The sequence below is a fragment of the Pseudomonas sp. GL_103 genome (assembly GCF_057835175.1).
In genome coordinates this window covers 3747301-3760488 of sequence record NZ_CM174420.1, presented here as the reverse complement: position 1 = coordinate 3760488, position 13188 = coordinate 3747301, and the positions used below count along the sequence as shown (strand labels likewise).

Annotated in this window: 11 protein-coding genes; 8 read left to right on the top strand and 3 right to left on the bottom strand. The window is 61.3% G+C overall.

The features are described 5' to 3' along the window. The first annotated feature begins 101 nt into the window (after window positions 1-101). Window positions 102-641, top strand: a complete 540-nt coding sequence (gene moaB, locus AC3IP0_RS16855) for a molybdenum cofactor biosynthesis protein B (protein ID WP_007976036.1) — start codon at window positions 102-104, stop codon at window positions 639-641. Beyond that, window positions 638-1843 (top strand): molybdopterin molybdotransferase MoeA, encoded by a 1206-nt coding sequence (locus AC3IP0_RS16850; protein ID WP_489325400.1) that lies wholly within the window; start codon window positions 638-640, stop codon window positions 1841-1843. Before moaB ends, AC3IP0_RS16850 begins: the two co-directional genes overlap by 4 nt. Window positions 1844-2235: 392 nt before the next feature. On the opposite strand, the gene AC3IP0_RS16845 is transcribed toward AC3IP0_RS16850, so the two are convergent. Further along, window positions 2236-3135 carry a bestrophin family protein gene (locus tag AC3IP0_RS16845; protein ID WP_489316237.1) on the bottom strand — a complete coding sequence of 300 codons (900 nt, stop codon included), beginning with the start codon at window positions 3133-3135 and terminating at the stop codon, window positions 2236-2238. 5 nt (window positions 3136-3140) lie between these two features. After that, a complete protein-coding gene (moaA, locus tag AC3IP0_RS16840; RefSeq protein ID WP_489316236.1) occupies window positions 3141-4139 on the bottom strand; it encodes a GTP 3',8-cyclase MoaA in 999 nt (332 codons plus the stop codon). A gap of 333 nt (window positions 4140-4472) precedes the next feature. Between moaA and AC3IP0_RS16835 the strand changes: the two genes are divergently transcribed. The 4 genes from AC3IP0_RS16835 to AC3IP0_RS16820 all read left to right on the top strand — a co-directional run bounded on the left by AC3IP0_RS16835 (window position 4473) and on the right by AC3IP0_RS16820 (window position 9516). Continuing rightward, window positions 4473-6797, top strand: coding sequence for an FdhF/YdeP family oxidoreductase (locus tag AC3IP0_RS16835; RefSeq protein WP_489316235.1), 2325 nt, complete (start codon window positions 4473-4475; stop codon window positions 6795-6797). Between the two features lie 121 nt (window positions 6798-6918). Beyond that, on the top strand, window positions 6919-8340 hold the full coding sequence (locus tag AC3IP0_RS16830; protein WP_489325398.1) for a cytochrome ubiquinol oxidase subunit I: 1422 nt from the start codon (window positions 6919-6921) through the stop codon (window positions 8338-8340). 17 nt (window positions 8341-8357) lie between these two features. After that, on the top strand, window positions 8358-9374 hold the full coding sequence (gene cydB, locus AC3IP0_RS16825) for a cytochrome d ubiquinol oxidase subunit II (protein WP_489325396.1): 1017 nt from the start codon (window positions 8358-8360) through the stop codon (window positions 9372-9374). Beyond that, window positions 9361-9516: a DUF2474 domain-containing protein gene (locus AC3IP0_RS16820; protein ID WP_082563029.1), complete on the top strand. Its 156-nt coding sequence runs from the start codon at window positions 9361-9363 to the stop codon at window positions 9514-9516. Before cydB ends, AC3IP0_RS16820 begins: the two co-directional genes overlap by 14 nt. A gap of 874 nt (window positions 9517-10390) precedes the next feature. Here AC3IP0_RS16820 and AC3IP0_RS16815 read toward each other — a convergent pair. Beyond that, a complete protein-coding gene (locus tag AC3IP0_RS16815; RefSeq protein ID WP_489325394.1) occupies window positions 10391-11242 on the bottom strand; it encodes a CAP domain-containing protein in 852 nt (283 codons plus the stop codon). A 142-nt stretch (window positions 11243-11384) separates the two neighbouring features. On the opposite strand from AC3IP0_RS16815, the gene AC3IP0_RS16810 reads away from it, so the two are divergent. Next, a complete protein-coding gene (locus tag AC3IP0_RS16810) occupies window positions 11385-12005 on the top strand; it encodes a cell wall hydrolase (protein ID WP_489325392.1) in 621 nt (206 codons plus the stop codon). Between the two features lie 198 nt (window positions 12006-12203). After that, window positions 12204-13181, top strand: coding sequence for an NAD-dependent epimerase (locus AC3IP0_RS16805; protein WP_489325390.1), 978 nt, complete (start codon window positions 12204-12206; stop codon window positions 13179-13181). Window positions 13182-13188: the final 7 nt, after the last annotated feature.

Below are 13188 nucleotides of genomic sequence, written 5' to 3'. Positions count from 1 at the left end.
AGATCGGCTCGATAGTCTGGTTGATTAGAGTGATTAGACACGGCTTGATTTATCGAATTAGTCTCCGGAAGTCATTTAACTTATATCTGCCGGAGAACTCCATGAGCGTCAAACCGGATGCATTGTTTATACCCCTGAATATTGCCGTGCTGACCGTTAGCGATACCCGTGAATATGCCAATGACACCTCCGGCCAATTACTCGTCAGTCGCTTGCTGGAAGCCGGCCACACCCTCAGCGAGCGCAACCTGCTCAAGGACGACCTGTACAAGATCCGCGCGCAGGTGGCGAACTGGATTGCCGACGATGGCATCCAGGTGGTGCTGATCACGGGCGGCACCGGGTTCACCGGTCGCGACAGCACACCCGAGGCTGTGGCCTGCTTGCTGGATAAGCAGATCGATGGCTTCGGTGAGCTGTTCCGGGCGATCTCGATCCTCGACATCGGCACCTCGACGGTGCAGAGCCGGGCACTGGCCGGGCTGGCCAATGGCACGCTGGTCTGCTGCCTGCCGGGCTCAACGGGCGCCTGCCGCACCGCCTGGGAAGGCATCCTCGCCGAGCAACTCGACGCGCGCCACCGGCCGTGCAATTTCGTACCGCACCTCAAGCCAGTGCAAGCCTGCGGGACGCGGGGATGAGTACTTCACCGCTGATGTCGGTGGAGCAAGCCATCGACCGGCTACTGACAATGGCCGAGGCGCAGTGGATTGAAGACAGTGAAGCGGTGTCGCTGAGTGCCGCCAGGCAGCGGGTGCTGGCCAGTGACCTGGTAGCGAGCCTCGATCTGCCGCCGTGGCCGAACAGCGCCATGGACGGCTATGCCTTGAATGTCGACGGTTGGGGCGGGGAACCACTGGCCGTGTCGCAGCAGGTATTTGCCGGTCACGCCCCAGAAGCCCTGGCACCGGGAACCTGCGCGCGTATCTTCACCGGCGCCCCGGTTCCGCCGGGTGCCAACTGCGTGGAGATGCAGGAGAACACCGAGGTACTGGATAACGGACGGATCCGCTTCAAGCAGCCCCTGAGCGCCGGCAGCAACATTCGCCCGCAAGGCCAGGAGAACCGCGCCGGCGATGTGCTGCTGCGCGCCGGCAAGCGCCTCGGCCCGTTCGAACTGGCGGTCGCGGCGGCGCAGGGCTGCACCCATGTGCAGGTCGTGCGGCGACCACGGGTGGCGTTGCTGTCCACCGGCGATGAACTGGTCGAACCGGGCACGCCACTCCAGCCCGGCAGCATCTACAACAGCAATCGCACCTTGTTGAGCCATTGGTTGAATGCGTTGGGTTGCGAGGTCATCGATGCCGGGATTCTCCCCGACGAGCCACACCAGACGCGGCTCAAGCTCGAACAGCTGCAACACACGGCAGACCTGATGCTCAGCACGGGCGGGGTGTCCGCCGGCGAGGCCGACTGCCTCGGCCAGGTACTGCGCGAGTGCGGCAAGCCGTTGCTGTGGAAACTCTCGATCAAACCCGGAAAGCCATTGACCGTGGGCCACTTCGGCCGCGTGCCGGTGATTGGCCTGCCGGGCAATCCGACATCGGCGTTGGTGACTTTCGGCCTGTTGGCCCGGGCTTATCTGTTGCGGATTCAGGGCGTCGAAGACGTCGAGCCCATGAGCTTTCCGGTGAGTGTCGGCTTTGCCTGGCCCAAACCCGGAAGCCGCCGCGAGTACCTGCGGGCGAAACTCGAAGCCGGACGCGCGGTGCTCTATCCGAACCAGAGCTCAGGCGTTTTGTTGGGGGCATCCTGGGCCGATGGGCTGGTGGAAGTGCCGGAAGGCTGCACCCTGGAAGTGGGTGATACGGCGCGGTTCATCCCCTTTAGCGAACTGTTCTGACGCCGCCCCTGTAGGAGCGAGCCTGCTCGCGAAAAGCCGGCACATCCAACACAGATATTGCCTGACCCGCCGATATCGCGAGCAAGCTCGCTCCCACAGTTTTGATCTTCAATGAATGCGAAATCTGCGGCTGGCCACAATCCTTGTGGGAGCGGGCTTGCCCGCGAAGAGGCCGGCACATTCAACAGAGATGTTGGCAGACCCACCGCTATCGCGAGCAAGCTCGCTCCCACAGTTTTGATCTACAGCGAATGCGAATTCTGCGGCTGGCCACAATACCTGTGGGAGCGGGCTTGCCCGCGAAGGGGCCGGCACATCCAATAAAGATGTCGACTGACCTGACGCCTTCGCGAGCAAGCCCGCTCCCACAGGTTTTGTGCGTTTATTGAGTCTCAGTTCAACACAAAATCCACCGGCTCCAGCTGTGGCGGCAACTCCGTCACGCCCAGGGCAGCCAGCACATCGCGCTCGATGTTGCGCACGATGGCGTCGGTGGGCAGGTCGTTTTCGTCGCGGCCGAAGGGGTCTTCCAGCTCATCGGCAATCGCATCCAGGCCGAAAAAGGTGTAGCTGACAATCGCCGTGAAAATCGGTGTCAGCCAGCCCAGGGGTTCGGCCATGGCAAACGGCAGGAGGATGCAGAACAGGTAGATGGTGCGGTGCAGCAGCAGGGTGTAGGGGAAGGGTAGCGGGGTGTTCTTGATCCGTTCACAGACGGCCTGGGCATGGGTCAGGCTGGTCAGATGGTTGGCCATGAGCGTGTAGCGCCAGTCGTTGATCGCCCCGGACTCGTTGAGTGTCGAGCACTGTTGACCGACCTGCATCAGGATCTGCCCGCTGATGTCCGTGGTGTTGCCCTTGGGCATCGGGTGCAGCCAGTCGCCACTGGCGGCCATTTCGTTTTCCTGGCGCAGCCGCGCGTTGAGGGCATGGGCGAAGCCGCAAAGGTTGCTGAGGATCGTGTGTCGTTCAGCCGTGTCCTTGATCACCAGGGTTTCGCGAATCATCGAGCGGATCTCCACGATCACATCGCCCCAGGCCTTGCGCGCTTCATACCAGCGGTCGTAGCAGGCGTTGTTGCGAAAGCTCATGAAGATCGACAGCGACAAACCCAGCAGCGTGAAGGGCGTGGCGCTGACTTTGGAAAAGTAGCTGGGGTGCAAGGTTTCGATGAGCACGATGGCCGAGGCGAGCAGCGTCACCATCAGGCTGCGCCAGGCGATGCGTTTGGCAATCGAACCCTTGAGGGACGTCAGCACGCCGATCAGGTTGGGTTTGGGTCTTACGATCATGGGTTTCAGCCGCCCGTCATGTTCATGAAGCGAACAACCTGAACATCGTCGTTCACTTCGAAGTTGTGTCGATAAGGCTTGAGTTTCATCGCCTCGATAATGGCTTTTTCCAGGCGTTCGGGCTGTCCGGGGTGGCTGCGCAGGACAGCCTTGAGATCCACCGAGTGCTCATTGCCCAGGCACAGCAGCAGACGTCCTTCCACGGTCAGCCGCACCCGATTGCAGGTGCCGCAAAAGTTGTGGCTGTGGGGCGAGATGAACCCCAGGCGAATCTGCGGCGCCTCGGCCAGGCGCCAGTAGCGCGACGGACCCTGGGTCGACTCGGCGGAATCAATCAAAGTGTAGCGTTCGGCGATGCGTTCGCGGACCTGGCTGCTTGCGAAAAACGATTCGGCGCGGCTGTGCTCGTGGATGGTGCCCAGCGGCATTTCCTCGATGAAGGAGATGTCGAGGTTACGGTCGATGGCGAAGCTCACCAGATCATTGATCTCATGGTCGTTGCGGCCTTTCATCACCACGCAATTGAGCTTGGTGTTGCGAAATCCGGCCTGGTTGGCAGCGTCGATGCCCTTGATCACCTGCGCCAGGTCACCGGTGCGGGTCAGTTCGCGAAAACGTTGCGGGTCCAGGCAGTCGAGGCTGATGTTGAGGCGCTTGACCCCGGCTTCGAACAACGGCTCGGCCAGTCTGGCCAGCTGCGAACCGTTGGTGGTCATGCACAGTTCACGCAGGCCGGGCAGGGCCGCGATCTTCTCGCACAACTGCACCACGCCTGGGCGGATCAGCGGCTCGCCCCCGGTCAGGCGGATCTTGCGGGTGCCCAGTGCGACGAAGCTTTGTGCCAGTTGATAGATCTCTTCCAGGGTCAGCACCCGCTGGCGTGGCAGAAACTGCATGTCCTCGGCCATGCAATACACGCAACGGAAATCGCAGCGGTCGGTGACCGACATTCGCAGATAGTCCACGCGCCGGGAGAAGCCATCGATCAAGACTCGTTCTGACATGACACCCTCGCTTGGCGCTTTTTTGTATGAAGTTTCCGTCACTGACGGACTTGTTGAGCGCAGGCTAAGAGCAACTTCAACGGGCGTCCAATCACTATTGATGACCAGGTGATCGAACGGATCTATGATGAGCTTTATTTCGTGGTTTAAAGAGCTTTAATTGATTTCAAGCCATTGAAAATAAAGGATAAAAAGTCATGATAGAGCGTTTCGATAATGTGGTCATAAATAGCGATTAGACAATAATTAAACGCCATTCATATGCTTTCTCCGCAAATCGAACAATGACCTGAATCAGGTCGAAGCCTGTGTGCATTGTCACGGAGAAGTACCATGTCTCAAGTCGACCGATACAAACCCTATAAAGGTGCCGCCGCTGGTTGGGGCGCGCTGATCGCTGTTACCAAAAACTGGCTGGGCAGTGAAAACGCGCTGAAGAACATTCGCGCCATGCTCAAGACCAACCAGAACGGCGGGTTCGATTGCCCCGGTTGCGCCTGGGGCGAGTCGCCGGAAAACGGCATGGTCAAGTTCTGCGAGAACGGCGCCAAGGCGGTTAACTGGGAAGCCACGGGCCGTTTGGTCGACCCGGCCTTCTTCAACAAATACAGCGTCTCGGCGCTGGCCGAGCAGAGCGATTACTGGCTGGAGTATCAGGGCCGCCTGACCCACCCGATGCGTTATGACGCGGCCACCGACCGCTACGTGGAAACCACCTGGGACGAAGCGTTTGCGACGATCGCCCGGCACCTCAATGCGCTGGAATCGCCGGATGAGGCCGAGTTCTACACCTCGGGCCGGGCCAGCAACGAGGCCGCCTTTCTCTATCAGTTGTTCGTCCGGGCCTACGGCACCAACAACTTCCCGGACTGCTCGAACATGTGCCACGAAGCCAGCGCGGTGAGCATGATCGAAAGCCTCGGCGTGGGCAAAGGCACCGTGGTGTTTGACGACCTGGAGCATGCCGACGCGATCTTCGTCATCGGCCAGAACCCCGGCACCAACCACCCGCGGATGCTCGAGCCGTTGCGCGAAGCGGTCAAGCGCGGCGCACAGGTGATCTGCATCAACCCGCTCAAGGAGCGTGGTCTGGAGCGCTTCCAGCATCCACAGCACCCGATCGAAATGCTGCTGAACGGCTCCGAGCCCACCAACACCGCGTACTTCCGCCCGGCACTGGGTGGCGACATGGCGGTCATGCGCGGCATGGTCAAGTTCCTGCTGCAGTGGGAGCGCGAAGCTCAGGTCAGTGGCGGCGAGCCGGTTTTCGACCACGGATTCATCGCCGAACACACCTCGGGAATGGGTGCTTACCTGGGCGAAGTCGACGCCACCCGTTGGGAGCACATCGAGCAGCAGTCGGGCATGACTTTGGCTGACATCGAACTCGCCGCCCGCATGTATGCCCGGTCCAAGCGGGTGATCATGTGCTGGGCGATGGGCCTGACCCAGCACACGCACTCGGTGCCGACGCTGCAGGAAGTCATCAACCTGATGCTGCTGCGCGGCAACGTCGGCCGTCCCGGCGCGGGGCTGTCGCCGGTGCGTGGTCACAGTAACGTGCAGGGCGACCGCACCATGGGCATCAACGAGCTGGCGCCTGCGGATTTGCTCGATGCCCTGGAAAAACGCTTCTCCTTCAAGCCGCCGCGCGAGCATGGTCACAACACCGTGATGGCGATCGGCGCGATGGAGCAGGGGCGTTCGAAAGTGTTTATCGCCCTGGGCGGCAACTTCGCCCAGGCCACCCCCGACACGCCGCGCACCCACGCTGCGTTGCGTAAATGCGACCTCACCGTGCACATCGCCACCAAGCTTAACCGCAGCCATCTGGTCACCGGTCGAGAAGCGCTGATCCTGCCGTGCCTGGGCCGCACCGACATCGACATCCAGGCCGAAGGACCGCAAGGCGTCACCGTGGAAGACACCTTCAGCATGATCCACATCTCCCACGGTCAACTGAAACCGAAGTCGAAACACTTGCGCTCCGAGCCTGCGATCATTGCCGGCATCGCCGCCGCGACCCTGGGCAAGTACCCGATCGACTGGAACTGGGCCATCGGCGACTACGGCCGCATCCGCAACATGATTGCCGACACCATTCCCGGCTTCGAAGATTTCAACCGGCGCTTGCTGCATCCGGGCGGTTTCCATATGCCGAATGATGCGGCCAAGCGCATCTGGAAAACCGCCAGCGGCAAAGCCCAATTCACTCCGAGCGTGTTGCCGGAGCACCTGATCAGCGAGGGCGTGCGCAATCTGGCGGTCAAGCCGCACCTGATTCTGCAGACCATGCGCTCCCACGATCAGTACAACACCACGCTGTATGGCCTGGATGACCGTTATCGCGGGGTGTACGGCATGCGCGACGTGGTGTTCGCCAACGAGCAGGACATTCGCCGGCTGGGTTTCGAACCGGGGCAGAAGGTCGACCTGGTGGCGCTGTGGGACGACGAACGCGAGCGTCGGGTCAGCGGTTTTACCCTGATCGCCTACGACATTCCGGTCGGTCAGGCGGCGGCGTACTACCCCGAGACCAACCCGCTGGTGCCGCTGGAAAGTTACGGTGACCGCACTTTCACCCCGACTTCCAAGTTCATCGCCATCCGGCTGGAGCAGGCGAAGGCCAGCAACCTGATTTCGACTTCCGCCGCCTAGCACCGGGGGCGGCCCGATGCCGCTCACGTAACCCTTTCGACTTGTGTTGGCTGCAGGCCCCCCGGCCTGACGGTGGCCCGGCCGTGTGCCGCCGTTTTTCAGCCGCGATGAGGATATCGACATGTTTAACCTGGAGGCACTGGACCTGGCGCGCATGCAATTCGCGTTCACGGTTTCGTTCCACATCATCTTTCCCGCCATCACCATCGGGCTGGCCAGTTTCCTGGCGGTGCTCGAAGGGCTTTGGCTGAAGACCCACAACGACACCTACCGCGATCTCTACCATTTCTGGTCGAAGATCTTCGCCGTCAACTTCGGCATGGGCGTGGTTTCGGGGCTGGTCATGGCCTACGAGTTCGGCACCAACTGGAGCCGCTTCTCCGATTTCGCCGGCAGCATCACCGGGCCCTTGCTGACCTATGAAGTGCTCACGGCGTTCTTCCTCGAGGCCGGTTTCCTCGGGGTCATGTTGTTCGGCTGGAACCGGGTAGGACGCGGTCTGCACTTCTTCTCGACGGTCATGGTCGCCATCGGCACGCTGATTTCGACCTTCTGGATTCTTGCGTCCAACAGCTGGATGCAAACGCCCCAGGGCTTCGAGATCGTCGACGGTCGAGTGATGCCGCTGGACTGGCTGGCCATCGTGTTCAACCCGTCGTTTCCGTACCGCCTGGCGCACATGGCGATTGCCGCGTTCGTGGCCACGGCGTTCTTTGTCGGCTCGTCGGCGGCGTGGCATCTGCTGCGCGGCAACGACACCAGGCAAGTGCGCAAGATGCTGTCGATGGCGTTGTGGATGGCCTTGATCGTCTGCCCGATCCAGGCCGTGGTCGGTGACGCCCACGGCTTGAACACCCTGGAACATCAGCCGGCGAAGATCGCCGCCATTGAGGGGCACTGGGAAAACAACGGCAGCGAAGCCACGCCGCTGGTGCTGTTCGGCATCCCCGACATGCGGGCCGAGAAAACCAGATATGCCATCGAAATTCCGTACCTGGGCAGCCTGATCCTGACCCACAGCCTCGACAAGCAGATCCCGGCGCTCAAGAGCTTCCCGAAAGAGGACCGGCCCAATGCGACGGTGGTTTTCTGGAGTTTCCGCGTCATGGCCGGGCTCGGCATGTTGATGGTGCTGGCCGGCGTGCTCGGCCTGGCCCTGCGCCGCAGCGGTGCCATCTACCGCAATCGCTGGTTCCTGCGCCTGATGTTGTGGATGGGGCCAAGTGGCCTGATCGCCATGCTGGCCGGGTGGATCACCACCGAAGTCGGGCGCCAGCCGTGGGTGGTGTACGGCCTGCAGCGCACCGCCGATGCCGCGTCGAACCACAGTGTCGCGCAGTTGAGCATCTCGCTGGCGCTGTTCGTGGTGATCTATTTCTCGGTGTTCACGGTGGGCATCGGCTACATGATGAAACTGGTCGGCAAAGGGCCGCAGCCGCATCATGGGCATGCCGTCGACGGGCATTCCGATCAGGTCATCACACCGCGCCGGCCGCTGTCCGCCGACGCTGAAATCCTCGAAACCGACGCCCGCGTCAATTGAAGGAAGGGAGTTGAGTCATGGGTATTCAAGGTATCGATTTATCGCTGATCTGGGGCGTGATCATCGCCTTCGGCGTGATGATGTACGTGATCATGGACGGCTTCGACCTGGGGTTGGGCATACTGTTTCCGCTGATCCCGGATGCGAAGGAACGCGATGTAATGATGAACACCGTGGCACCGGTCTGGGACGGTAACGAGACCTGGCTGGTGCTGGGCGGCGCGGCGCTATATGGCGCGTTCCCGCTGGCCTATTCGGTGATTCTGGAAGCGTTGTACCTACCGCTGATCCTGATGTTGTGTGGGTTGATCTTTCGCGGTGTGGCGTTCGAGTTTCGCTTCAAAGCCAGCCCTGAAAAACGTCACATCTGGGACATGGCGTTCATCGGCGGTTCGCTGCTGGCGACCTTCTCCCAGGGCGTGGTGATCGGTGCCTACATCGCCGGCATCCCGGTGGTCGACCGCCAGTTCGCCGGTGGTCCGCTGGACTGGCTGGCACCGTTTCCGCTGTTCTGCGGAGTCGGTCTGATCGTCGCTTATGCGCTGCTCGGCAGCACCTGGTTGCTGGTCAAGACCGAAGGCATGCTCGAATCGCGGATGCGCCTGTTCACCCGGCCCCTGGCCTGGCTGCTGTTGGCGGTGATCGGCGTGATCTGCGTGTGGACGCCCATCCTGCATCCGGAGATCGCCACACGCTGGTTTGCCCATGCGCACCTGGCGGTGTTCGGTGGCCTGGCGGTGCTGGCCTTGCTGGCGATGTTCGGCTTGCTCAAGACCCTGCGCCAACGCCACACCCATTGGCCGTTCGCCTTCACCCTGATGCTGGTGTTTCTCGGTTACATCGGCCTGGCGTTCAGCATCTGGCCGAACATCGTGCCGCCGTCGATCAGCCTGTGGGCAGCGGCGTCACCACCGACCAGCCAGTTGTTCATCCTGATCGGCGCGCTGTTCATCCTGCCGATCATCCTGATGTACACGGTCTGGAGCTACTACGTGTTCCGCGGCAAAGTGAGGATTGGCGATGGCTACCATTGATACGAATCAAACGGCACCCGCGCGCTGGTACAAGCGCCTGGGATGGCTGGTGGTGATCTGGCTGGGCAGCGTGGTTGCCTTGGGTGTGGTGGCGGGGGCGTTGCGGATGTTGATGCATGCGGCCGGGATGAGTAGCCACTGATGACAAGTCATTAAAGGGTTCCAGTTCACTTTGAGGCGTATGTATGGATTGGATTGGATTGGGTGAATATCCATTCCTGCGGTAACGGCCACTAACGGTTCCGCCCTTACGGCGGGTCACTTGGAAGAGCCCCAAGTAACCAAGGGCTCTTGCCCCTGACGTTCGGTGCCTCGCCAAGGCTCGGCATTCCCTCACTCCGGTCCTGCTCCGTGGGCCCGCCGCCATCGGCCATCCATGGCCGGCGGCGGCTAACCCGGCATCCATGCCGGGTTGCCCACTACGCAGAACCTCCTCTCGGCCTCACGAGGGAGCGTGCACCGCAACAGCAAAAGCGAGGCGGCCTTACAGCCGACCTGATCGCAAATGAACTCGTTTCCCTGTAGGAGCGAAGCTTGCTCGCGATGGACGTCAACGAGAACGCGTGCTGTCTGAATGATCGCGTTGTTCAGACGTTTTTCGCGAGCAAGCATCGCTCCTACAGGTACGAAGTAGCTCTGGCTTTTGATCTTGATCTGCCCCGTCGGAAGGCCGAGCGCAGGTTCTGCGCAGTGGGCAACCCGGCATGGATGCCGGGTTAGCCGCGTACGGCCATGGATGGCCGATCGCGGCGGGCCCACGGAGCAGGACCAGAGCGAGGGTATGCCGAGCCTAGGCGAGGCACCGTACGTCAGGGGCAAAAGCGTTTGGTTACTTTGCGCCGGGCGGCGCTCCGCTTTTCAAAGTGACCCGCTGTAAAAGTGGAACCGTTAGTGGCCGTTACCAAAGAAACGGATATGTACACCATCGGCTGCACAGTCCGCCCACGACACACACTGTGCGCCAAGGACTTCAGTCTCGCCGCAAAAGTTTTCTTAAAGGGCGCAGACTCTTGTCTTTACTGAGCCCCAAACACCGCCGTCCAGTAAATCCCCGCATCGCTCTTCGGATCGGTCGCATACGCCGCGCCCAGTTCGCGGAACTGTGGGTTCATCAGGTTGGCGCAGTGGCCGGGGCTGGTCAGCCAGCCTTCGACCACCTTGCGTACGCTGTCCTGCCCGGCGGCGATGTTTTCGCCGATCTGCTGGAAGTTGTAGCCGGCCAGTTCCGCGCGGTCGCCCGGGGTGCGGCCATCGCGGTCCTTGTGATCGAAGTAGTTGTTGTTGGCCATGGAGCGCGAGTTGCCTTCGGCGGCGCTGGCCAGTGTGGCGTTCCAGGCCAGCGGTGGCGCGGCGGCGAAGGATTGCGCGCCGCACTGACGTGGCCGGGTGCGTGCTGCGTTGAGTTCGGTCAGCAGCTTCTGGCCTTCGGCCTGCGCGTCGCCCAAGCGTGCGCTCAACAGCGGCCGTGCGACCACGATGCGCCATTCACGGTCCTGGCGGCTGACGCCGACATCGACGAATTGCGGGTCGAGGACGATCTGGCAAAAGCTCTCCTGGATCGCTTTCATCGCCGAGGCGGCATCGCGAGGCCCGGACAGGCTGATGGCCTGCACATTTTTCATGGGATAACCGGCAGTGGCCATGGCCTGCTGCAGATTACCGATGCTCGGGGCGGTCAGCACCAGGCGCGGATCGGCCGACAGCGGCGGAAGCTCCGATGAAACCTGGCCGGCGCAGCGCTGCAGTTGGCTGCGGTAGACGTTGATCGATTCGATCAATTGCGCTTCGTCGGCCGCCACGGCGTTGGCGGAGAATACCAGGCCCAGTGACACACCGGCCAAGCGCATTGCGGATGAAATGAAACCCATGAAAATCCCCCTTGAGCAGATTGCGCCCATGATGCGCGAAGTAGGCCCAGCTAAGACAACGGATTTATCCAGAGTGTAGTGGGGTGGGCGAAATCATTTCACTACTAGACTCAATCGAACCACTCACCGAGTGACACCGACCATGCGCCTCGACTGGATCGCCACTTGCCTCGCCCTGACGTTGCTTGCCGGTCCGGTGTCCGCTGCGGATCAAGCGCAAAAACAGCAAGCGGCCGAGAACAAGGCCGAGGTGCTGGAACAGAAAGCCGCTGAGAATAAAAGCCCTGCACCGGCGCCCAAGGCCGAAGCCATTACCCCGTCCGAAGTCCAGGCCGTCGACCCGGCCGGCGCGGCGCCGCTGGACGATGCGATCACCTGCCTGGCCCGGTCCATTTACTGGGAGGCCAAGGGCAATGACACCGCCGACATGGAGGCGGTGGCCAATGTGGTCATGAATCGCCTGGGCCACGAGGGCTTTCCGGACACGGTGTGCAAAGTGGTCAAGCAGGGTTCGGAGACCAAGAGCTGCCAGTTTTCCTGGTGGTGTGACGGCAAATCCGATTCGGTCCAGGAAGAGGTGCCTTACGCGATGGCCAAGGAAATCGCACGCAAGGCCCTGAACAAGGAACTGCCGGATCGCACCCAGGGTGCCCTGTATTTCCATGATCGTACCGTCAAGCCGGATTGGGCCAGGGAATACATCTGGACCGTGGATATCGGCTTGTTCCGGTTTTACAAACCCCATGGTGGATCGGCCAGATAGCCGCGGTGTTTTCGGCCAGATATTTTATTTTTCCTAGGTAGCGCGAGGCGTTATCCAAACTGAAATGTGCCTGTTTTATAAGCTTCATAACGCAACCGTGCGCGAATGACGCCATAAGCAGGGACTACACATGAAGTTGACGAGTGTCCGGTTCAGTAACCTCGCGTCGATCGCAGCGCAGTCGCCGGCGCGTTTCCCATGACCGTCCTGGTCACCGGTGCGGCCGGTTTCATCGGCTTTCATACGGTCCAGCGCTTGTGCCGCGAGGGTCAGGAGGTCGTCGGTATCGACAACCTCAACGACTACTACGATGTGGAACTCAAGCACGCACGCCTCAAGGTGCTGGAGACGCTGCCAGGTTTTCGCTTCCGGAAAATGGACATCGTCGACAAACCGGCCCTGATCAGCCTGTTTCAGGAACACGCCTTTACCGAGGTGGTGCACCTGGCCGCCCAGGCCGGGGTGCGCTACTCGCTGGACAACCCGGATGTCTATGGGCAATCGAACCTGGTGGGTTTCCTCAATGTGCTGGAAGCCTGTCGGCACCATCGCCCCGAGCATCTGATCTACGCCTCGAGCAGCTCGGTGTACGGCGCCAACAGCAAGCTGCCGTTCAGTGTCGAGGACCCTGTCGAACATCCCGTTTCGCTGTACGCCGCCAGCAAGCGCGCCAATGAACTGCTGGCCGAGAGTTATTGCCACCTGTATGACCTGAAAGCCAGTGGCCTGCGCTTCTTTACCGTCTACGGCCCCTGGGGTCGCCCGGACATGGCGCTGTTCAAGTTCACCGACGCCATCCTCAAAGGCCTGCCCATCGACATTTACAACCAGGGGCAGATGTCCCGCGACTTCACCTATGTCGACGACATTGTCGAAGGGATCGCCCGACTGCGCCCAAGGCCTCCGGTGGCGGAAGGCGCTGCCGCCGGGGTCAACCGGCTGTTCAACATCGGTCGCGGCATGCCGGTGGCGTTGCTGGATTTCGTCGAGTGCCTGGAATCAGCCCTGGACCTGCAGGCCCGGCGCAACTATCTGCCGATGCAGGCCGGAGATGTGGTCAAGACCTGGGCCGATGTCTCGGCACTGTCCGAGTGGGTGGGCTTCAGCCCGCAGGTGATGCTGGAAACCGGCGTAAGAGAATTTGTGAAGTGGTATCGGCAGTTCTACCGGATTTGAAGCGTTC